Origin of the sequence: Sinomonas gamaensis (assembly GCF_005876955.1) — a bacterium.
Taxonomy (GTDB): domain Bacteria; phylum Actinomycetota; class Actinomycetes; order Actinomycetales; family Micrococcaceae; genus Sinomonas; species Sinomonas gamaensis.
Genome location: NZ_SSCL01000008.1, coordinates 180,446 through 200,314 on the forward strand (window position 1 = coordinate 180,446; position 19,869 = coordinate 200,314).

At 65.9% G+C, this 19,869-nt stretch carries 19 protein-coding genes and 1 pseudogene; 14 read left to right on the forward strand and 6 right to left on the reverse strand.

Features of this window, described 5'->3' with window-relative positions; translation table 11 throughout:
• The first annotated feature begins 16 nt into the window (after positions 1 to 16).
• From E5679_RS12580 to E5679_RS12595, 4 genes are read left to right on the forward strand one after another with little or no spacing between them, the layout of a single operon-like run.
• Positions 17 to 643, forward strand: coding sequence for an RraA family protein (locus E5679_RS12580; protein ID WP_138416339.1), 627 nt, complete (start codon positions 17 to 19; stop codon positions 641 to 643).
• Positions 628 to 1,401 carry an NAD(P)-dependent oxidoreductase gene (locus E5679_RS12585; protein ID WP_138416341.1) on the forward strand — a complete coding sequence of 258 codons (774 nt, stop codon included), beginning with the start codon at positions 628 to 630 and terminating at the stop codon, positions 1,399 to 1,401. Before E5679_RS12580 ends, E5679_RS12585 begins: the two co-directional genes overlap by 16 nt.
• Positions 1,398 to 1,985 (forward strand): HDIG domain-containing metalloprotein, encoded by a 588-nt coding sequence (locus tag E5679_RS12590; protein ID WP_138416343.1) that lies wholly within the window; start codon positions 1,398 to 1,400, stop codon positions 1,983 to 1,985. The genes E5679_RS12585 and E5679_RS12590 overlap by 4 nt, the downstream gene beginning before the upstream one ends.
• A 6-nt stretch (positions 1,986 to 1,991) precedes the next feature.
• Entirely contained in the window at positions 1,992 to 2,969 is a 978-nt protein-coding gene (locus E5679_RS12595; protein WP_138416345.1) for a cyclase family protein, read from the forward strand.
• A gap of 28 nt (positions 2,970 to 2,997) precedes the next feature.
• Here the strand turns inward: E5679_RS12595 and E5679_RS12600 are convergent, their stop codons facing one another.
• Positions 2,998 to 3,765 (reverse strand): IclR family transcriptional regulator, encoded by a 768-nt coding sequence (locus tag E5679_RS12600; protein WP_138416347.1) that lies wholly within the window; start codon positions 3,763 to 3,765, stop codon positions 2,998 to 3,000.
• 174 nt (positions 3,766 to 3,939) lie between these two features.
• Between E5679_RS12600 and E5679_RS12605 the strand changes: the two genes are divergently transcribed.
• Together E5679_RS12605 and E5679_RS12610 are read left to right on the forward strand one after the other, a co-directional pair.
• Entirely contained in the window at positions 3,940 to 5,295 is a 1,356-nt protein-coding gene (locus E5679_RS12605) for an MFS transporter (RefSeq protein WP_171042367.1), read from the forward strand.
• A 2-nt stretch (positions 5,296 to 5,297) separates the two neighbouring features.
• The gene (locus E5679_RS12610) at positions 5,298 to 6,179 is read left to right on the forward strand and encodes a DUF6282 family protein (RefSeq protein WP_138416351.1); all 882 of its coding nucleotides are present in this window, start codon (positions 5,298 to 5,300) and stop codon (positions 6,177 to 6,179) included.
• 87 nt (positions 6,180 to 6,266) lie between these two features.
• On the opposite strand, the gene E5679_RS12615 is transcribed toward E5679_RS12610, so the two are convergent.
• Both E5679_RS12615 and E5679_RS12620 read right to left on the reverse strand, forming a co-directional pair.
• Positions 6,267 to 7,232, reverse strand: coding sequence for a sugar phosphate isomerase/epimerase family protein (locus E5679_RS12615; protein ID WP_138416353.1), 966 nt, complete (start codon positions 7,230 to 7,232; stop codon positions 6,267 to 6,269).
• Between the two features lie 85 nt (positions 7,233 to 7,317).
• On the reverse strand, positions 7,318 to 7,899 hold the full coding sequence (locus E5679_RS12620) for a TetR/AcrR family transcriptional regulator (protein ID WP_138416355.1): 582 nt from the start codon (positions 7,897 to 7,899) through the stop codon (positions 7,318 to 7,320).
• A 488-nt stretch (positions 7,900 to 8,387) separates the two neighbouring features.
• Here E5679_RS12620 and E5679_RS12625 point away from each other — a divergent pair, with 488 nt between their 5' ends.
• The 8 genes from E5679_RS12625 (at position 8,388) to iolB (ending at position 17,462) form a co-directional block, all read left to right on the forward strand.
• Positions 8,388 to 9,272 (forward strand): alpha/beta fold hydrolase, encoded by an 885-nt coding sequence (locus E5679_RS12625; RefSeq protein WP_138416357.1) that lies wholly within the window; start codon positions 8,388 to 8,390, stop codon positions 9,270 to 9,272.
• A 40-nt stretch (positions 9,273 to 9,312) separates the two neighbouring features.
• Entirely contained in the window at positions 9,313 to 10,455 is a 1,143-nt protein-coding gene (locus E5679_RS12630) for a substrate-binding domain-containing protein (RefSeq protein WP_138416359.1), read from the forward strand.
• 2 nt (positions 10,456 to 10,457) lie between these two features.
• A complete protein-coding gene (locus E5679_RS12635; RefSeq protein ID WP_212746946.1) occupies positions 10,458 to 11,969 on the forward strand; it encodes a sugar ABC transporter ATP-binding protein in 1,512 nt (503 codons plus the stop codon).
• On the forward strand, positions 11,966 to 13,051 hold the full coding sequence (locus E5679_RS12640; protein ID WP_138416361.1) for an ABC transporter permease: 1,086 nt from the start codon (positions 11,966 to 11,968) through the stop codon (positions 13,049 to 13,051). The genes E5679_RS12635 and E5679_RS12640 overlap by 4 nt, the downstream gene beginning before the upstream one ends.
• Before the next feature lie 34 nt (positions 13,052 to 13,085).
• The gene (locus E5679_RS12645) at positions 13,086 to 14,060 is read left to right on the forward strand and encodes an alpha/beta fold hydrolase (RefSeq protein WP_138416363.1); all 975 of its coding nucleotides are present in this window, start codon (positions 13,086 to 13,088) and stop codon (positions 14,058 to 14,060) included.
• Between the two features lie 22 nt (positions 14,061 to 14,082).
• Positions 14,083 to 14,877 carry an SDR family NAD(P)-dependent oxidoreductase gene (locus E5679_RS12650; protein ID WP_138416365.1) on the forward strand — a complete coding sequence of 265 codons (795 nt, stop codon included), beginning with the start codon at positions 14,083 to 14,085 and terminating at the stop codon, positions 14,875 to 14,877.
• Between the two features lie 913 nt (positions 14,878 to 15,790).
• Positions 15,791 to 16,531: a GntR family transcriptional regulator gene (locus E5679_RS12655; protein WP_138416367.1), complete on the forward strand. Its 741-nt coding sequence runs from the start codon at positions 15,791 to 15,793 to the stop codon at positions 16,529 to 16,531.
• Between the two features lie 31 nt (positions 16,532 to 16,562).
• Positions 16,563 to 17,462, forward strand: coding sequence for a 5-deoxy-glucuronate isomerase (gene iolB, locus E5679_RS12660; protein ID WP_138416369.1), 900 nt, complete (start codon positions 16,563 to 16,565; stop codon positions 17,460 to 17,462).
• A gap of 209 nt (positions 17,463 to 17,671) precedes the next feature.
• Here iolB and E5679_RS12665 read toward each other — a convergent pair whose 3' ends face one another.
• The 3 genes and pseudogenes from E5679_RS12665 to E5679_RS21285 form a co-directional block, all read right to left on the reverse strand.
• Complete coding sequence (locus E5679_RS12665) at positions 17,672 to 18,697, reverse strand: Gfo/Idh/MocA family protein (RefSeq protein WP_138416371.1); 1,026 nt, start codon at positions 18,695 to 18,697, stop codon at positions 17,672 to 17,674.
• 37 nt (positions 18,698 to 18,734) lie between these two features.
• The gene (locus tag E5679_RS12670; RefSeq protein ID WP_138416373.1) at positions 18,735 to 19,664 is read right to left on the reverse strand and encodes a sugar phosphate isomerase/epimerase family protein; all 930 of its coding nucleotides are present in this window, start codon (positions 19,662 to 19,664) and stop codon (positions 18,735 to 18,737) included.
• A gap of 29 nt (positions 19,665 to 19,693) precedes the next feature.
• A pseudogene (locus E5679_RS21285) lies at positions 19,694 to 19,869 on the reverse strand (methylmalonate-semialdehyde dehydrogenase (CoA acylating)); the annotation flags it as partial.

Sequence of the window (19,869 nt, forward strand, 5' to 3'; positions counted from 1 at the left end):
TCGAGAAAGACACATCATGACACTGACAACCGAGCAGTTGTGCCGCCGATTCGGCGCGCTGCCGACGCCCAACATCGGCGATGCCATGGAACGCCTCGGCGTCCTCGACTCCGCGATCAAGTCGGTCTGGGCCGGCGGCCGCCTCGCCGGCCCAGCCTTCACCGTATGGACTCGCGCGGGCGACAACGCCTACATCCACCGCGCCCTCGCCGAAGCGGCGCCGGGCGACGTCGTGGTCGTCAACGGCCAAGGAGACGAATCCCGCGCGCTCATGGGCGATCTCATTGGGGCCCGGGCGCGTAACGCCGGCCTTGCGGGCTTCGTCATCGACGGAGCCGTGCGGGATGCTGCTGGACTCGAGCAGGTCGGCATGCCGGTCTTCGCTCGGACCACCTCGCCGGCCGGCCCCTACAAGAACGGGCCCGGAGCCCTGGGCTGCGCGGTCGCAGTCGGCGGGGTCGCGGTCCTTCCCGGCGACATTGTGGTGGGCGACGACGACGGCGCCGTGGTCATCCCGCGTGCCCGAGCCGAGGAGGTGCTCATCGCGGCGGAGGCCGTCCAGCAGGACGAGGCCGAGCGTATGCGGAACATCCTCGCTGCGGCGAACGACGCGAAGGAGGCGAACGCATGCGCTGCACTGTAATCGGTCTCGGCGAGGCGGGGCGCATCTACGCCCGGGCCCTCCAAGGCGGCGGGCACGTCGTCCTCGGCTACGACGTCGCCCCCATTCCCACCCCCGACCTCCCCCGCGCGGCGAACATGGCCGAGGCCGTGGGGGAAGCCGAGGCGGTCATCGTCATGACGACGGCCCGGGCGTCGCTCCCAGTCGCGCGGGACGCGGCTCCCCATCTCGCTCCTGGCACGCTCTACGCCGACTTCACCTCAGCGGCACCGAAGGCAAAGCTTGCCCTGAACGAGGTCCTCCCCGCCGGGGTTCAAGCGGCCGACATCGCCATCCTCGGCCCTGTCATCTCGCTCGGTGCCTCCACCCCGCTCATGGCCGCCGGCCCCGGCGCCGGGCGTGTTGCGGATCTCCTCCGCCCCGTGGGCGCACCCGTCGAGGTCGTCCACGGAGAGCTCGGCGACGCCATGGCGCACAAACTCCTGCGCAGCATCGTCATGAAGGGTCTCGCCGCCGTCGTCTGCGAAGCCGTGGAAGCCGGCCGCCGCGCCGGCTACGAGGACTGGGTCCGCGGCCAGATCGCCGCCGAGCTCTCAGGCGACGGTCAGTCGACCATTGACCGCTTCATCACCGGCTCGGCAAAGCACGCCGCGCGACGGGCTGACGAGATGGCCGCCGTCGCGGACTACTGCGAGGCCCTCGGTGCGCCCTCGCACATGAGTTCTGCCGCTCGTGACTCACTCATGAGCCTCGCTGGGGGAGCCCTGAACAGCGCATGAGCTCCCTCTACACGATCCAAGCCGGCGAACCCGAGCAGCGGCAGGAGGTGCTCCGGGCGATGCCGAGGCTGGCCGAGCTCGGGGCACCCGTCCGGGAACAGGCCATCTCGGCGTGGGTGAGCGCGTGGCTCGCCAGCTCCCACGCCTCCCTCGAGGAGATGCCCTACTCCCTCCAGGCCTCGGACTACCGGCTGCTCGATCACACGAACGAAGTCGCCGACGCCGGAATCCTCCTTGCGGATTACGCGTACGAGCGATGGGGGGTCAGGCTCGACCAGGACATCCTTCTGGCCGCGCTGCTGCTGCACGACATCGACAAGGCCCTTCTCTACACCCGCGCCAACGGAGCGGTAGTAGCGGACCCGGCTCGAGCCGGCCTGCCGCACGGCGTCCTCGGGGCGATGCTGCTGAGGGAGGCAGGGCTGCCCGACAAAGTCGTCACCCTCGTGGGCACCCACGCGACCACGAGCCCAGTCAAGACGGGCGATCCCGAGGCATGGGTCCTGCATTACGCAGACCTCTTCGCCTGCGACCACGCCTTCCGGCTGGCGCCCGGCACCGTCCCCTTCTTCCAAAGAACCTGAAAGCACATGAGCACCGACCTCCCGAGTTACGACGAGCTGCTTCTTCGCACCGACGCCCCCCGGGGCTCGAGCTGGGGCCTGTTTCCGGAGGACCCCGAACGGGGCATGGCGAACTTCGCGGGCCCCACCCAGGTCCTCCGAGGCAGCGAGGCGATCCGCACTGGGACGGCCTTCAACTTGGACTACCCGGCGAATGCCTTCGAGCCCTCGATGTCCCGCAGCCGCACACCTCCGGCCCAGACAGTGACCTCCGCTCACCCAGACAGCTTCGACGACTACTGGGACAGCTATTGGCCCCAGGCCAGCAGCCACATTGATGGACTGCGGCATCGAAGGGCTCATGGCCACGGGTTCTACAACGGCGTTCCGGACGCGAGCATCGCTGAAGGCACCCCCGAGCTCGGGGTCCAGCGCTGGGCCGAGAAGCCCATCGCGGGCAGGGCGGTGATGGTCGACATCGAACGTCACCGCCGTCAGGTCGGCGAGCCGATCGACCACTCGGTCGGCTCGCCCATCTCCCTCGGCGAGATCACGGACGCGTTGGCGGCGCAGGGATCCTTGATCGAGCCGGGTGACCTGCTGCTCCTGCACACGGGGTGGGCGGAGTGGTTCCTCGGGCTGAACGCCGAAGGCCGGGGCGCGGCCAAGGCCAAGCGCCACACCACCGGGGTCGCCCAGTCACGTGACTTCTTGGCTTGGCTCTGGGACAGTCGGATCGCCCTCCTCGGCACCGACACCTTCGCGGTGGAGGCCCTCCCGGCCGACCCTGAGAGCCCCTTCCTCGCCTCCTCCGGTGAGGACGGCGGAATGATGCACCAAGAGCTCATCGCCAAGCTCGGTTGCCCCCTCGGAGAACTCTGGCATCTGAGCGAGCTCGCCGAGGAATGCCATCGGACCGGCCGGTATGAGCTCTTCCTCACGGTGAAGCCGCTGAACCTTCCGGGTGCGGTCGGGTCGCCGGCCAACGCCACGGCCATCGTCTGAGGCCTTCGCTGAGGACCCTCTGGGGTCCTCAGCGAATGCGCGCGGCGATGCTGACTCCGGCGTTGACGACGTCCCGGGTGACCTCGGCCACCCGGGACTCGGAGAGGTCCTCTTCGCGGCCGGACACCTGCACCACCCCGAGCAGCTTGCCCTCGCGGGAACGGACCGGGGCGCTCACGGACACGGCCCCCACGACGCGCTCGTTGCGGGAGACCGCGAACCCCCGGGAGGCGATCTCGTCGAGGAGCTGCATGAACGTGGACATCGGGATGACGGCGCCGCCCGCCGTCTCGATGTTCTCCAGGCCGCCCATGGCTTCTTCCCTCCCAGCCCGGTCCATGTAGGCCAGGAAGACCTTCCCTGCTCCGAGGTGCAGCGGAAGCCTGCCCCCGACGGGAAGCTGGTAGCGCAGAGGACTTGCGCCCTCGACCCGCGCAACGAGCAGTCGGGAGGATCCCACGCGGACGGACAGCGACGCGGTAAGGCCGAGCGCTGCGGCAAGCTCCTGAAGCACCGGTGTGGCCGTGAGCACGAGGTGGTTTCCCACGAGGAACGAATGCGCAGCGGCGAGGGCGGCCGCGCCCACGCTGTAGCCGGCCGAATCCTGGGCGACGTAATTCCTACGCTCCAGCACGCGAAGGATGCGCTGTGCCGTCGCGATGTGAAGACCCGTCCCGCGGGCCACCTCTGCGAGCCTGAGCGGTCGGCCGCTATCCGAGAGAAGATCGACTACATCGAAAGCACGCTCCAGCGAGCGCATGGTCGAGCGTTCTTGGGCCGCGCCGTCGTCTGCCATCTTCCCTCCTAGGATCATCAAGCAATCTAAGCCATAGCGGGAATCGGCACCGAACGGTGGCGCCAGATTGACAGGCCTTATGGCTCCGGTCACACTGATCTAAGCTGTGATAGCCAATATCATACAGTGATAGCAATCACGAGGGGCGTACCGTTCCTCCAAGGAAAGATGTCGATGAAGAGATTGATCCAGATGCCCGATGCGCCTTCAAGAGCGGACGGGGTTCCCACGAACCAGTCCAGCGCGGTCTGGAAGACAGCCATAGCCGGCGGAGCGGGATCCGTCATCGAGTACTACGACTTCTCCCTCTACGCGAATCTGGCGATCTACATCTCGGCGGCCTTCCTCTCCCGCTCGGACCCCGGCACGGCCCTCTTGGACACCCTCGCAGTTTTCGGCAGCGGGTTCCTCATGCGCCCGGTGGGCGCCCTCTTCTTTGGATGGCTCGGAGACCGGCACGGGCGACGTGCGTCTCTCCTGACCAGCGTCGTCCTGATGGGGCTCGCGAGTTCGGCAGTAGGGTTCCTCCCGACGTATGCGACCCTCGGGCTCGCGGCGCCCCTCCTGCTGCTGATCCTGCGGCTCCTTCAGGGCTTCTGCGCCGGAGGCGAGGCCAGCGGGGCTTCCACGTACATCGCCGAGACCGCGCCCTCCCGGCTCCGGGGGTTCTTCGGCGCGTTCAACCCCGCCGGCATCGCCATCGGGACCGCCGCCGCCGGTGGGCTGGCCGCCGTCGTCAGTGCCGTCGTCGGCAATTCCGCAATGGCGGAGTGGGGCTGGCGGGTGCCGTTCCTCCTCTCGCTGCCGCTCTCCTTCGTGGTGCTTTTCCTGCGCAGCCGGCTCCCCGAATCGGCGCAATTCGCCAGGAATGTGCGCACAGGCGTCGCTGCGGGCAGCCCGTTCCGAGCGGCGATCGTGGAGGAATGGCCCGCAGTGGTCAAGCTGGTCGTGCTCTCCTTCTCCATGACCTGCACCGCGTACGTCGGACACGTCTACCTCAACACCTACCTCACGGCCCAACTCCACTACCCCCCAAGCGAAGCTCTCTGGACGAACTCGTGGATCACGTTCGTCTTCGCTCTGCTGATGCCCTTCGCCGCGTGGTCCTCGGACCGCCTCGGGCGCAGGCGTGTCTATGGGGCTGCGATGATCGGCTACGTGGTCCTCGCCCTCCCGGCCTTCCTGTGGATGGCCCCCGGCAGCGGCGTCCCGCTCGGGCTCGCCATGGCGGTCTCGTTCGTGCCCTGGGTCTTCTCCCAGGCCGTCGGCTACCCGCTGTTCACTGAGCTCTTCGGCTCCAAGGCGCGCATGACCGGCGTGGCGTTCGGCTTCTCGATCGGCACCATCCTCGGCGGCGGCTTCGGGCCGTACATCGCACAGCTGCTCACCAACGCCAGCAGCTGGAACCTCGCCCCTGCCGCCTACATGGCCGCTTCGGCCCTCGTGGGCCTCGTTGCGCTGCGCTTCGTCGGCCGGTCAAAGATCGACGACGCCCCGGCCGCCCCGTCGGGGCGCCCGCTCGAGGACTGACTGTGGACGACCTGCGTGAGGCGCTCTCCGGTGCAATCGACCTCCACACCCATCCGGCCCCCGACATCGTCCCCCGCTCCCAGGCCATCCCCGAAGCCCTCGAAGACTTCACCGCCGCCGACTTCGCCGGCTTCGTGGCCAAGTCCCACGTCTCCTCCACCGCTGGCCTCTGCAGCACGTCCACGGGAAGTCCCGGCGCCCGGGCTTTCGGGTCCATCGTCCTCAACCGTCCGGCCGGCGGCCTCAACCCGGCTGCGGTGGAAGTCGCCGCCCTCCTCGGCGCACGCGTCGTCTGGCTCCCGACGGTCGACAGTCGCCGGCAGCGCGAGCACGCCAACGTGGCGGGACCGGCACCCGTCTGGCAAGGAGCTCAGGCCAAACTTTCGGGCCGCCGCGGTTATGGGGAACCCATCGCGGTTTTCCGAGACGGCCAGGTCGTGCCGGAACTCCACGACGTCCTCGACGTAGTTGAGGAATACGGGCTCCTCCTTGCCACCGGCCACCTCGACAGCGACGAGGTCTTCGCCGTCATCGACGCCGCCAAGGACCACGGGATCGAGCGCGTCATGGTCACCCACCCCGACCTCCCGCGGCAGAGGATCACGCTGGACGCGCAGATCGAGATGGCCCGGCGCGGCGCGTGGATTGAACGGACCATGGCCTCGGTCATCGAAGGCAAGCTGGACTTGGGCGCCGCGCTGCACGGCATCCGGGCGTGCGGCCTGGGCGCAACCCTCCTCACGGGAGACCTCGGCCAACCCACCAACGGCCCCATCATCGGAGGAATCCAACAGTGGGCGGCCGCCCTGAACGACGCCGGCTTCGGGCTCGGGCAGATCCGCCAACTCCTCGTGGAGAACCCGTCCGCGGCGCTGGCGGACTGAAGGCTTGATCACCGACCCTCCCCGTGGACAACAAGAGGCTCCAGAAACCCATGCCTACTCGCCCAAACGTGTCAGCCTCTAGTCCTGCTAGACCCGGGCAGGCGCCCAATCTGGCCTATCGCGGAGGATAACTGATCGGAGAAGCTGGGCGGAGCGAACCACGCCCTCGCGGGAACCGACGAGCACATCCTCGTGCTCGATATTGAGCGGGCCATCGTAACCGGCGGCTCTTAGGGCATAGACGAAATCAGCCCAGAAGCCCGCGCCTCCCGGATGGCCGAGTCCGAGCGTGACGTAGTTCCAGGAACGGTCCCGCGCGCCTGCGGGCGGAATAGTGTCCAGCACCCCGTTGACGCCGCAATTCGGGCGATTGATCCGGGCGTCTTTGGCGTGGACATGGTAGATAGATGGGCCAAGGGCCCGTATGACCTCAAGGATGTCCGCCCCCATCCACATGAGATGCGAGGGGTCGAGATTCGCTCCCACGATGTCGCCTCCAACGGCCTCGCGCAGGCGCAGCATCGTAGCGACATTGAAGACCAGCTGATGGCCGATCATCTCGACAGCAAGGCGCACGTTCCGGCGTCGCGCGAAGTCGGCGAGATTCTGCCAATAAGGGATAGCCACTTCGTTCCATTGGTAATGGAGGATTTCTTGGGTCTCGGGCGGCCACGACGTGGTGATCCAATTCGGAGTTCTGTCCCCCGGCGCGCCCGGGAGGCCCGAGGTGAGGACAACGGTGGGGACGCCGAGTTCGCCGGCGACGGTGATGGTCTCGCGCACTACTCGATCGTGCTGCCTTCCGGCCACCGGATGCAGCTGATTCCCGTTGGCATTGAGTGCGCTGAGAGTGAGCCCCCGGGAGGTCACCGCCTCGGACAGCCGCTTCCGAGCGGACGCATTTTGCACGAGTTCGCTCAGGTCCGCGTGGGGAGATTCGGACCAGTTCCCGGTCGCGATCTCCACGGTGTCTAGCTCGAGGCCAGCGGCCAGATCGAGGGCGTCCTCAAGGGGGAGACTTCCGACCGAATCCGTGATGAGTCCAAGTTGCATAGGTCTTCCAATCACTTTGTAAGATTGACTTTACATGTTTAGAAGGACGGCTCTCCCCGGGCAAGTTCTGGAGCAGAGCCTCGCGTCAGCTCGGCCAGACGGACAGGACGGCGTCGACGACGGCGGAGAGCTCCTCCCGAGACCGCCCGGATTTCGCTTGGACGGCGAGTCCCTGGACGAGCGTGCTCACCATCCCCGCTGCAGCCTCGGCCGACATGCCGGCTGGCAGTGGCCCTTTGTCCTTAGTCTCCTCGAACCTCGTGGCCAGCAGGCCCCACAGGGCATCGCGGCTCTGCGCCAGTTCGGCCCTGACCTCCTCGTTCTCGGGGCCGGTCGCGAGGGCGGCGTTCGTCTCGAGGCATCCAGCCGGTGTCGCGCCCTCCGCGTGGAGCTCGATCATGCCGTGGAGCAATTCGGAGGCGATCTCCTTGGGCGTCTCCCGGGCCAGAGAGCTAAGACGGAATCCCAGATAATCCCGGTGGTAGAGCTCCCGCACCCGCTCGAAGAGCTCTGGCTTGGAGCCGAAAACCCTGTAGATGCTCGCCTTGTTCATCTTCATCGACTCCGCCAGGAGTTCGACGGAGGTTCCCTCGTAGCCGTACTGCCAGAACGTGGACAGGGCAGCCTGCAGCGCGGCTGGCTCGCTGAAAGACCTGGGCCTCGCCAACTGACTCCCCTCCATTCCCTGTCGATAGACCATCGTCTCACAGAACTCCACGTTTGAGAATGACCGTTTACAAAAGAGTGCGGGATAGGCATACTGGGATTTAGGAACGAGCGTTTACAAACGCTCTAGAGGGCCCAGGGGCCACCACCCAGAGCGGCACAGGCGATTGGGATGATGTCACGAAATCTTGCTCATAGGCGCCACCTTCGGCATCTGGCCCTGCAGCGGCACCTGTCCCCCGGGGCGGTCGTCCGGGTCGCTGGGCTGGGCACCCTCACGGTCGACCGACCCGTGGACCCTTTCGGATTCTTCGGGGCCCACAACCTCGAAGGCCAGGCCTTCGAGGTAAGCCTCGCTGACATCGCTTCCGGCCAGACAGCTTTTGAGAACGAACGTTTACAAACTGGGGTAAAAGGACTAATGTCCTGACATGTCTCAGCAGGCTGCGAGGCACTTCCCACTTACATCGAGGTAAGGAGAGACCCGAAATGCTCGAGGTCACCGATCACCATGGCAAGCCCGTCACTCACGGCCGTGTGAGCCTCAACGACACACGTATTCACTACGTGGTGGCGGGCGAGGGCGAACCACTGGTGCTTCTGCACGGCGTTCCCAAGAGCTGGTACTACTGGCACCGGGTCATCCCCATGCTGAGCGAGCACTTCACCGTCATCGCCCCGGACATCCGCGGTTTCGGAGACTCCTTCCGCCCTGACGGCGGCTACGACATGCAGACCGTGTCGGATGACATCGTGCAGCTCGTTGACCATCTGGGCTTCGACAAGTTCGGCGTGGCCGGCGAGGACTGGGGCGCCTGCTTCGCGTTTGCCCTCGCCGCGCGCTTCCCGGACCGCGTCACCAAGCTCTCCTTCGGAGAATCACTTCTGCCCGGATTCGGCTTGGAGGACTGGTCTCACCTCAGCCCGGAAAACCACGAGCAGGGCCGCTTCCTCTGGCACGTGAGCTTCTTCCACGTGCCCGACTTCCCCGAGATGCTCATTTCCGGGCGGGAAGAGCTCTTCTGGTCGACGTGGATGAAGAACGAGACCTACGACCCCTCAGCCATCACCGAGGACTGCGTCGACGAATGGGCCCGCACCTCCGCAGCCCCGGGCGGGCTCCGCGCCATCTTCTCTGTCTACCGCGCCACATGGCAGAACATCGAGCTGACGAAGTCCTGGCAGAAGAGCGGCCTGCCGATGCCCGTACTGACCATCGGAGCCAAGTACTTCATCGCCGAAGAGGCGCGCAACCAGATGCTCCACTTCAGCGACAACGTCGAGTACGTCGAATTCGACTGCGGCCACAGCCTCGCACTCGAACGCCCCGTCGAACTCGCCGAAACCCTCATCAAGTTCTTCTCCCAGAGCTGACCCCGCCCCGTTCGCGCCCGTGTCAAAGGAGACAACAACCATGCGTTATTCGCGTCGAATCATCCAGCTGTCAGCAATCGCGAACGCCGTTGCCATCGCGTCCACCATCGCCGCCTGCAGCCCGCCGCCCCTTCCCGGCACAGGAAGCGGGGTCCGAGCTGCGGCGGACGATTTCCTAATTGCTCCCAACGGCGCCGTGAAAGTGGACGCCAAGAGCAGCAAGCCCCTCACGTCCCCCGACGGCAAGCAGTTCACGATGCCCTACGCCGACGTCGCGCCCCTGCCCGACGGCCCAGTCGGGGACCCCGCGAAGACCTACACCATCTGCTTCTCCCAGGCCGACTCGGTCGGGTCATGGGCCGTCGCCCAACGGGAGAGCGCCATGATCGAGGCCGCCCGACACCCCAACCTCAAGGTCCTCTACTACAACACCAACAATGATCCCCTGAAGCAGGTGCAGGACATGGACTCCTGCCTAGCGCAGAAGGCGGACGCGATCGTCGTATGGCCCCACTCAGTGAAACCCCTGACGCCGGAGATCGAGAAGGTCAAGGATTCGGGAACCGTGGTCGTTGGGATGGAGCGCACGGTGGACACGCGCGACTACAGCTCGTGGGTCTACCTCGACAACGACGCGGCCACCCGTTCCCTGGCCGAGCAGGTGGGCAAGTCGATGAACGGGCAGGGCGTCGTCGTCGAAACCGACGGTGCGCTCGGCTCCTCACCCCAGATCCTCCGGAACGACGGATTCAAGAAGGCCTTGAACGAGCTCTACCCCAACATCAAGATCGAGTACACCGCCCCCACCGACTACAGCCGAGGCCAAGGGTACAAGGTCGCCCTGGACTACCTCCAAGCCCATCAGAACGAGAAGATCGGCGCCTGGTACTCCCAGTACACCGAAATCGGCTACGGCGTGAACCAGGCCCTAAAGGACTACCACCTCGCCGACACCGTTCCCCAGTTCTCCATCGTCGACGGCAAGACGGCCGTCACGGCCGTCAAGGACGGCATCTTCACCGCGCTCTCCCCGTGGAACCCGGTGCACGGGGACCTCGGCATCAGACTCGCGCTCTACCACGTGCTGGGGAAGCCCGTGGCCAAGGACTACCTCCTCGAGCAGCCACCAGTGATCACCAAGGACAACGCCGACCAGGCTCTCGCAAGCACGTGGGAGGGATAGCCGTGCGGGCCCAAGACCAGCCGCCCGTCCTCTCGCTCCGCGGGATCAGCAAGAGCTATCCCGGGGTGCAGGCCCTCTCCGACGTCAGTCTCGACCTCCACCCCGGCCGCGGACATGCCCTCGTCGGGGAGAACGGGGCGGGGAAATCGACCTTGATCAAGGTGATCGCCGGGCTCATCAGGCCCGACTCGGGAGAGCTGCTCGTCGACGGGCAGCCTGCGGCCTTCCGGAGCCCGGCCGAAGCGCTCCGGCACGGAATCCACTTGGTCCCACAGGAAATCTCCCTGGCGGAAGACCGCAGCGTCGCCGAGAACATCTTCCTCGGCAAGCTCCCACGCAGGGGTCCCTTCGTCCGGCAGTCTTCACTCGTAGCCCGATCCGAAGACCTGCTCGCCAAACTCGGTCTCGAGACCGTGGACCCGCGATCACCGCTTCGCGACCTCAGGCCCGCGGTGAAGCAGATGGTCATGATCGCCCGGGGAATCTCCACGGGCGGACGGATCTTCGTGCTCGACGAACCCACCGCCACACTGACAGAGCCTGAGGTCGAGCGCCTGATCGGAGTCGTACAGCAACTCGAAGCCCAGGGCGCAGCGATCCTCTACGTCAGCCACCGACTCGCGGAACTGGCCCACGTCGCCCAGAGCATCACAGTGATGCGAGACGGGAAGGCGGCGGCGCGGATGCCACTGGAGGGGACCACCGAGGACGACCTTGTCCAGGCCATGGTCGGCAGGCCCGTCGAGCGGTTCTTCGACACTCGCCAGAAGCGGAACGTCTCCGAGAAGCCCGTCCTCGAAGTTGAAGGACTAACCCGTAGGGGGAAGTTCGAAGACATCACCCTCCGCGTTCATGCAGGAGAGATCGTCGGTCTTGCAGGACTCGTGGGAGCCGGACGAACGGAGGTCGCACGGGCCTTATTCGGCCTCGACCGATTCGAGGACGGCTCCGTCCGCATCGACGGAGAGAACGTCAAGATCCGCGGACCCAGGGACGCCATTCGGGCGGGCCTCGCGCTCGTGCCCGAGGAGCGCAAGAGCCAGGCCCTGGTGTTGGACTTCCCCATCTCCCACAACATAGTCCTGCCCCATCTGCGGCAAATGAGTCGCCTGGCCTGGCTCTCGCGCCGACGGATCCGCAGGCTCAGCGAATCCATTGCGAGCCAAGTCCGCATCAAGGCGCCCAACGTCTCAACGCCCGTCAGATCCCTCAGCGGTGGCAACCAGCAGAAAGTCGTCCTCGGACGGTGGTTCTGTGAGAAACCGCGCGTCTACATCCTCGACGAACCAACACGAGGCATCGACGTCGGAGCCAAGTCGGAGATCTACCAATGCATCGGTCGCTTCACCGCAGAGGGCGCCGGGGCGCTGGTGATCTCCTCCGAACTGCCAGAACTCCTGGGCATCTGTGACCGCGTGCTCGTCATGCGCGCCGGCCGTCTCGTCGGCGAAGTCGCAACCGCCGGCGCCACCGAAGAACAAATCCTCCAGCTCGCCATTGGATCAACAAAATGACACAGACCATCACCCAGACCTCGTCCGCCTCCGAAGGGGCGGCCGCAACCGCCAGAATGCAGACCACCAGCCGGCTCCGCCGGGTCATAGCCCTGAGCGGCATGGTGCCAGCCCTGATTGTCCTGATCGTCGTCGGGAGCGTGCTCTCACCAGCCTTCCTGACCGCCACAAACTTCTCCAATGTTCTGCGCCTGGGTGCGGTGATCGGGCTCTTGGCCGTGGGCCAGACCATCGTCGTCCTCTCGGGACGAGGCGGCATCGACCTCTCCGTAGCGCACGTCGCATCCGCCTCGGCAGTGGTGGGGAGCCTCTACCAGGCTTGGGGCCTGCCTGCGGTGCTGCCGGCCGCGTTGGCCACGGGGCTGTTCTTCGGTGTTGTCAACGGGATCGGGGTGACCTTCTCGAACCTGCAGCCTTTCATAGTCACGCTGGCAACCATGACGATCGCGCAGGGGGTCGCTTTCGAGCTCACCAACGCGTCCCCGCTCCCTGTCTCCGCACCGGGACTGTCCTGGTTCTCCACAGGCCTCATCCTCGGCATACCAGTTCCCATCGTCATCCTGGCTGCCGTCGTGATCCTCGGCCAGCTCGTCCTCAGCGGAACCACCTTCGGGCGGAGCCTCTACGCCGTGGGAGGGAACGAGGAAGCCGCATACGGCGCGGGAATCGACACCCGCAAATACCGGATCGGGGTCTACGCCATCAGCGGCGTGCTCGCCTCGCTCGCAGGGGTGCTGGGCATGGCCCAGCTCAACACAGCCGACCCCAATTTCGCCAACGGCTACGAACTCAGCTCCATCGCTGCCGTGGTCGTCGGCGGCACACTCCTGGCCGGCGGCCGCGGCAATATCTGGGGAACGCTCGTCGGCGTCGTCATCATGGCCCTGGTATCAAACCTCCTGAACCTCCTCAACGTGAACCAGTGGACGAACCTCATGGTCACCGGGCTCATCATCGTGATCGTCGTCTCCCTGAACCGGCCGGCCGAAGGCCAACCCCGCCGGGAACGAATCCTGAAATCCCTGCCGCTGTTCGGGCTGCTCCTCCTCGGAGCCATTGCCCTCTACGGCATCCTCAAGTAGCCCCGGAACCCTCGCCTGAACGAAAGGAACCATCATGCCTGCACAAGAGGACCTTGGCCGCCAATACGCCGAGAAGTACGGGGCACCCACCCCGGCATCCCCGGCCCCGGCAGGAAGCCGGGGGTCGCAAATCGACGGACTGCACCATGGCCTCGTCCCAGTGGACGAAGGCGTCCGGATCCACTACGTCGTCGCGGGCGAGGGTGAGCCCGTACTCCTCATCCCAGGATGGCCTCAGAGCTGGTACGCCTGGCGCTACGTCATCCCCCTGCTCGTAGAACAGGGCCGGAAGGTCTACGCGATTGACCCACGTGGGTTCGGTGACAGCGATATGCCGCCCCTCGGCTACGACATGGCGACAACCGCCCGCGACATCCACGTCTTCCTCCACCAACTCGGACTCGTCGGCGCCCAAGGCGTCGATATCGTCTCCCATGACGTCGGGACCTGGATCGGTTTCACCCACGCCATCGAATACCCCGACGACGTCAAACGATTGGTGGCATCGGACGCCCACATCCCGGGCATCTCCCCACTCCCGGCCGGCGACTACCCCGCAATGGAGGGCGTCAACCGGCAATGGCACTTCTACTTCAACCGACTCGACGGACTGCCAGAGACCCTCATCAATGGACGCGAACGCGAGTTCCTCACCTGGTTCTTCGGACCGGCCAAGCTGGCAAGGACCTGGGCGATCGATGACGACGCATTCGAGGAATACCTCCGGGTGTTCAGCAAGCCCGGAGCCGCCAAAGCCGGCCTCATGTACTACCGCGAAATCTTCAGTCCCCAGGGACGGGCCGCCAGCGCCGAGCGGGCCAAGAAGAAGCTGACCGTGCCAGTCCTCACCTTGGGAGGCGGCTACGCCGACCGGGACAACCTCTTCAACACCATGCAGCGGTTCACCTCCGATGTGCGAAACCACATCTTTGAGGGGATCGGCCATCACATACCCGAAGAAGCCCCCGAAGACTTCGTGGAGCACGTTCTCAAGTTCTGGGCCGAGTAGGCAGAAAGAGAAACCCAAACCAATGGAATTGCACCTGACAGGGAAAATCGCGGTCGTCACCGGAGCAAGCCGCGGCATCGGCCGCGCCATCACAGCTGCCCTCGTCCAGGAAGGCGCCCACGTGATTGCGGCGGCTAGGAGCTTTCCCGCGGACTTCGAGTCCATCGAAGGACCCGGCCGAGTCATCGCGGTCCCAGCCGACCTGGCTGACCACGGGGCCGCGGCACGGCTGATGGAGCACGCCCGGGAGCTGGGCGGCCTGGACATCCTCGTCAACAACGTCGGAGCGCTGACTCCCCGCATGGACGGGTTCCTGAACATCCCCGAATCCGAATTCGACTCCACTTTCGCCGTGAACTTCAAGACGGCCTTGAGGACAATCCGAGAAGCCCTCCCGCTCCTGCTCGAACGGGGCAGCGGCGTGGTCATCTCGGTCAGCTCCGTCAACGCCTTCCTGCCGGATCCCGGCGTCATCGACTACTCCGTGGCCAAGGCCGCGCTAACGAACCTCTCCAAAGCACTGTCCAAGGAGTTCGGCCCGAAGGGCATCCGCTTCAACACCGTGAGCCCAGGCCCGGTCGCCACCGACATGTGGTTCGGGGACACGGGGATCGTCAAGACGATCTCGAGCGCGGCAGGGCTGGAAGCAGAAGCCGCAAAGCAGAGCGTCATCGACGCCCAAGGCGGCTTCACCACAGGCAGATTCACAGAAGCAGAGGAAGTGGCCTCGCTCGTGGCCGTCCTCTCCAGCGGACGCGTCGCGAACGTCAACGGCTCGGACTTCCTGATCGACGGTGGACTCATCAAAACCATGTAAAAACGAATACGAGCGGTGGCTCGCCTCGGACCCGCACCGGGTCGCGGCCGAATTCGGATCCTCCGAGCCCTTCGACGGACCCTTAGTAGACCTGCGAATTCGCAGTGAAGGGTCACTTGACGGCCCTGCGCGGGCCATCGGCTTCGTCAGGGCCGCCACCACCGGACACGTGAGGATGAACGCCGCCAATCCCAAGATTGACCTTGGTTTAGCGGGGGGAAGACCGCAGGCTGCCGTGCGGTCGCTGCGAGGATTGCCGCCGCCCAAAAGGCTGATACGAAGCCACGTCGCCCCGTCAATCCAAACGACGAGAGACAACTATGACCTTTGTGCATGTGGATGGACTTATCAAAATCACAGTGAAGAACCGCGCCGAAATGGAATTCCACCTTGAGTCCGCTATCCGAAGCCTTCGAATGAAGGCAGATGAGCAAAAGGCGTGCGGAATCCTCGTCACACGGCACTCGGCCTATGACTTCACAGCTGAGCTTCATCCAAGCGTTCCATTCGGCCTCACACGCGAGCTGCGGAAATGGTGAGCGATCGCGTCTGGGCTACCTCCCCACCACCCATTGGTTATTGAGGAGCGTCCCGTCGCTGAGCCGGCTCGGGGGTAAGTGGCACAGAATATCGAGTTCCATCATGAGCGCCGTAGATCCCACTCGCCGCGCCCCCCTCTCGCCCAGGATCCGTCGTCGACCCCGAAGGGGCCCTCCACGGTTTCTTCCGGGCGAACACGACCAAACGAAGAGAAACGCCGCGATTCCGACCGATTGGGAAGTATCAATCGGACAGGAGCACACTTTGTCCTATCAAGACACCCTTGACGGTGCTAACGTAGAGGAAGAGATTTGTCCTGTCAATGAAACAATCGACGCTGGCTCGGGCCTGATGCCCAGCCCAAGGAGGGGCCATGGCAACCAGCCTCAACATTGCCATCGACCGGTCGTCCCCCGTACCGCTCTACCACCAAGTCGTGCAGGGCATCGAGGCGATGATCCGCAGCGGCGCGCTCGCGCCGGGTTCGAAGCTCGAGAACGAGATCGAGCTCGCTGGCCAGCTCAACCTCTCGCGCCCGACCATGCGCAAGGCGATGGATGAACTCGTCCGGGCCGGCCTGCTCGTCCGCAAGCGCGGCGTCGGGACACAGGTCGTCTCGAGTCAGGTGCGCCGCCACCTCGAGCTCTCGAGCCTGTACGACGACCTGTCCCGCGCTGGACAGCAACCCACCACTCGGGTCCTCGCCTTCCGCCACGGACCCGCAGAGGACGACATCGCAGGCACGCTCCAGCTGCCGAACAGCGTCGGCGTGTACCACTTCTCGCGCCTCCGCTCGGTCGGCGACAAGCCGCTCGCCCTCATGGAGAACTGGGTGCGCGACGACGTCGCCGAGCTCACCGAGGAGGGCCTGCGACAGAGGGGCATGTACCAGATCCTGCGCGAGGCCGGAGTGAATTTCCGGCTCGCCAACCAACGCATCGGCGCGACAGTCGCCGACCAGTACCAGGCGGAATTGCTGCAGACTTCTCCCGGTTCCGCGCTCGTCACCATGGAGCGCACCGCCGTCGACGACACTGGCCGCAACGTCGAGACCGGCCGTCACGTCTACCGAGCAGACTCCTACAGCTTCGAAATGACCCTCGTCCAGCGCTGAGCGTTGCATCCAGAAGAGAGGAACACCCCTTATGGCAGATTGGGTCTACCCCCTGGGCTCGGCCTCCGAAGGCGACTGGCAGATCTCACTCGGTGCCCACGACAGCAAGCTCGCCGTCGACGGGTGGGAGCACACCGGCCTCAAAGTCGCCCAGCTCGCGCCCGGCGCGAGCGTCACTCTTGAGGCGGCGTGCGAGGAGCGCATTGTCGTCCCTCTTTCGGGCGCGTTTGAGACAACGGTCGACGGCGAAACCCACTCCTTGCGCGGGCGGCAGTCTGTCTTCGCGGGGCCGAGCGACGTGCTCTACACGGGGATCGGCAAGGCCGTGGAGATCTCGAGCGCCCAAGGCGGGCGGGTTGCCGTCGCCCTCGCTCCCGCGAAAGCCGAATACCCTACCCGGCTGATTCGCGCCGAGGAGACGCCCGTCGAGTTGCGCGGTGCGGGGAACTGCTCGCGCCAGGTGCATAACTTCGGCACCCCCGCTGCCCTCGAGGCCGACCGCTTCATCGTCTGCGAGGTCATCACGCCCGCTGGCAACTGGTCCTCGTATCCCCCTCACAAGCACGACGAGGAGAAGGACGGTGAGACCTCGCTCGAGGAGATCTACTACTTCGAGACGCGCCTCGCCCCCGATTCCCCCGTGTCTGGGAGCGCTGGTCAGGACCCCATTGGCTATGCGCGGGTCTACGCCTCCGACGCCCGGCCGATCGACGTCAACGCCGAGGTCCGCTCGGGCGACGTCGTCCTGGTCCCCTACGGCTGGCATGGCCCCGCCATGGCAGCCCCCGGCTACGATCTGTACTACCTCAACGTGATGGCGGGCCCCGGCCGCGTCCGCGAGTGGCTCATCAGCGACGACCCGCATCACGGCTGGATCCGCGCGACCTGGGATGCCCAGGACGTCGACCGGCGCCTTCCCTTCAGCGCCTGACCCCGTTTCAACTGGCTTTTCTATCGCGGGTTCACCTCCCGACTCTGGAAGCAAGCACGACGGCGGGTGCCCAGCTTCGCAGCGGCGGGCACCCGCCGTCGTCGTCGGTTCGCGCACCCGAACTGCTCTGAGGGGGAATTATCTGTACCCGAAACGGGACGACGAAACCGCCGGACCCGTGTGGATCCGGCGGCTTACGAGGGCGAGCTTCACTGCGAGTCTCCCCCATACAGCGCAGGCTTCTCATTGAGGACGACGGCGACCTTGTCGCCGCTCTTCTGGGCCTCGACGCCGGCCTCGCAGCATGCGGCGGTCGCATAGCCGTCCCAAGCCGACGGTCCGCCGATCTCACCGCGGAGGGCGGCGTCGACCCATGACTGAATCTCGGCGTCGTACGCAGCGCCGAAACGCTCCTCGAAGCCCGGGGTGACCTCCCCGCCCCAGCGGCCGGCGCGCCGGACGTAGGGACCGCCGTCGCCACCGATGTCCACGATGCCGTCCTCGAAAGCCGCCTCGGTCGCAACCTGGTAGCCGAACTGGGCATTGACGAAGATCTCGACGTCGGCGAGGACGCCGGAGGAGGTCTCGATGAGGACATGCTGCGGGTCGTGCTGGCCGTTCGGCGCCTTGGAGGTGGCCTTGCCGAGGCGCACCTGAACCGACGTGATTTCCTCGCTGGTCAGATAGCGGATTGCATCGAACTCGTGCACCACCGAGTCGGTGATGAGCATCTCATTCGTGAAACCGGCCGGGGTGTCAGGGTTGCGATGGCGGCAGTGCAGCATGAGCAGGTCGCCGAGCTCGCCGGACCGTACCAGACGCCCCAACTGCCGATAGCCGTCGTCGAAGCGACGCATGAATCCGACCTGGATGCGCTTGCGGCCCGTCGCGACCTCCGCTTCGACGACCTTCCAGGCCGACGCGGCGTCGGGCGTGAGCGGCTTCTCGCAGAGGATCGGGAGGTCCAGCTTGAGCGCCGCGAGAAGGGCCTGCTCGTGCAGGAACCCGGGCGTGGCGATGAGGACGGCGTTCACGTCGCCGGATTCATATGCTTCAGTCGCGGTCGCAAAAGCCTGGGCCCCTGAAATGTGGGCGACGGCGGCCTTGGCGCGGTCGAGATCGATGTCGACGACGGCGGCCACGTCCGCGCCATGGATGCGGGTGTGCAGGCGCTGGATATGGTCGGCGCCCATGCGACCCGCGCCGATGACGGCGACGCGCAGGTTCTCAGTCATTCGTAAGCCTTTCAGGGAAGTTCGGCATTGGCCGGGGTCAGGCGACGCGCGTGCGGGAACCGCACGAGAGCAGGTACTTGCGGGTGCGCTTGGCGATCGGGAGCGGGACGTCGAAGGCGACGGGGTACATGTCCTGCTCGACGATGCCGAAGATCGGGCGGTCGAGGCCCTCGACGGCTTCGATCACCTCGCGGAGGTCGGGCAGGCCGGCGGGCGGCTCGACCATGACGCCCGCGATGTTCGCCGCGGCCCACGTCAGGTTCTCGGCCCGGACCTTGGCGAGCACATCCGGGTCGATCTGCTTGAGGTGCAGGTACCCGATGCGCTCGGGATACTTGCGGATGAGGTCGACGCTGCTCGCCCCGCCGTATTCGGCGTGGCCGGTGTCCAGGCACAGCGTGAGCAGCTCGGGGTCGGTGTTCTCGAGCAGCCGCTCGATGTCCGCCTGCCCTTGGACGTGCGAGTCCGCGTGCGAATGGAACTGCTGCTGGAGGCCGAACTGCTCCTGCAGACGGCGGCCGAGCTCGTCGTGGCCCTTGAACAGCGAGTCCCACTGCTCGGCGGTGAGCACCTCATTCTCGACGGCTTGCCCGGTGACGTCATCCCGCCACATCGCGGGGATGACGACGATGTGCTTGCCGCCCATGGCCGCGGTCAGCTCGGCGACCCTGCGGGCGGGCTCCCAAGCCTCCTCGAATCCTGCATCCCCTGGATGCCCACCGCGGTGGAAGGCCGTGAAGACCGTCCCCGCCGAGACCTGCAGGTCGCGGGCCTTGAGCTCGTCCGCCAGACGGGAAGGGTCATTCGGCAGGTACCCGTATGGGCCGAGCTCGATCCACTTGTAGCCCGCCTCGGCCACCTCGTCGAGGAAGCGGTTCCACGGGGTCTGCTTGGGATCGTCCGCGAACCACACGCCCCACGAGTCGGGCGCAGTGCCGATGATGAGCTTGTTCTCGATGTCGCTCATGGTGCTCCTTCTCCGGTTGCGGGGGGTGCTCAGTTGGAGGGGAAGTTGTAGGAGGCGCCGGAGGCGTGGGTGGGTTCTGGCCAGCGTTGGGTGATGACCTTGGCGCGGGTGTAGAAGGAGACGCCTTCTTCGCCGTAGATGTGCTTGTCGCCGAAGAGGGAGCTCTTCCAGCCGCCGAAGGAGTGGTAGGCGACCGGGACGGGGA

Excerpts from the sequence above, each read along its gene's own strand:
- E5679_RS12615 (WP_138416353.1), bottom strand. The coding sequence starts at position 7,232 with ATGCAACTTGGACTCATCACGGATTCGGTCGGAAGTCTCCCCCTTGAG.
- iolB (WP_138416369.1), top strand. The coding sequence starts at position 16,563 with ATGGCAGATTGGGTCTACCCCCTGGGCTCGGCCTCCGAAGGCGACTGG.
- E5679_RS12670 (WP_138416373.1), bottom strand. The coding sequence starts at position 19,664 with ATGAGCGACATCGAGAACAAGCTCATCATCGGCACTGCGCCCGACTCG.
- E5679_RS12655 (WP_138416367.1), top strand. The coding sequence starts at position 15,791 with ATGGCAACCAGCCTCAACATTGCCATCGACCGGTCGTCCCCCGTACCG.
- E5679_RS12600 (WP_138416347.1), bottom strand. The coding sequence starts at position 3,765 with ATGGCAGACGACGGCGCGGCCCAAGAACGCTCGACCATGCGCTCGCTG.
- E5679_RS12645 (WP_138416363.1), top strand. The coding sequence starts at position 13,086 with ATGCCTGCACAAGAGGACCTTGGCCGCCAATACGCCGAGAAGTACGGG.
- E5679_RS12585 (WP_138416341.1), top strand. The coding sequence starts at position 628 with ATGCGCTGCACTGTAATCGGTCTCGGCGAGGCGGGGCGCATCTACGCC.
- E5679_RS12580 (WP_138416339.1), top strand. The coding sequence starts at position 17 with ATGACACTGACAACCGAGCAGTTGTGCCGCCGATTCGGCGCGCTGCCG.
- E5679_RS12640 (WP_138416361.1), top strand. The coding sequence starts at position 11,966 with ATGACACAGACCATCACCCAGACCTCGTCCGCCTCCGAAGGGGCGGCC.
- E5679_RS12665 (WP_138416371.1), bottom strand. The coding sequence starts at position 18,697 with ATGACTGAGAACCTGCGCGTCGCCGTCATCGGCGCGGGTCGCATGGGC.
- E5679_RS12605 (WP_171042367.1), top strand. The coding sequence starts at position 3,940 with ATGAAGAGATTGATCCAGATGCCCGATGCGCCTTCAAGAGCGGACGGG.
- E5679_RS12595 (WP_138416345.1), top strand. The coding sequence starts at position 1,992 with ATGAGCACCGACCTCCCGAGTTACGACGAGCTGCTTCTTCGCACCGAC.
- E5679_RS12625 (WP_138416357.1), top strand. The coding sequence starts at position 8,388 with ATGCTCGAGGTCACCGATCACCATGGCAAGCCCGTCACTCACGGCCGT.
- E5679_RS12590 (WP_138416343.1), top strand. The coding sequence starts at position 1,398 with ATGAGCTCCCTCTACACGATCCAAGCCGGCGAACCCGAGCAGCGGCAG.
- E5679_RS12650 (WP_138416365.1), top strand. The coding sequence starts at position 14,083 with ATGGAATTGCACCTGACAGGGAAAATCGCGGTCGTCACCGGAGCAAGC.
- E5679_RS12630 (WP_138416359.1), top strand. The coding sequence starts at position 9,313 with ATGCGTTATTCGCGTCGAATCATCCAGCTGTCAGCAATCGCGAACGCC.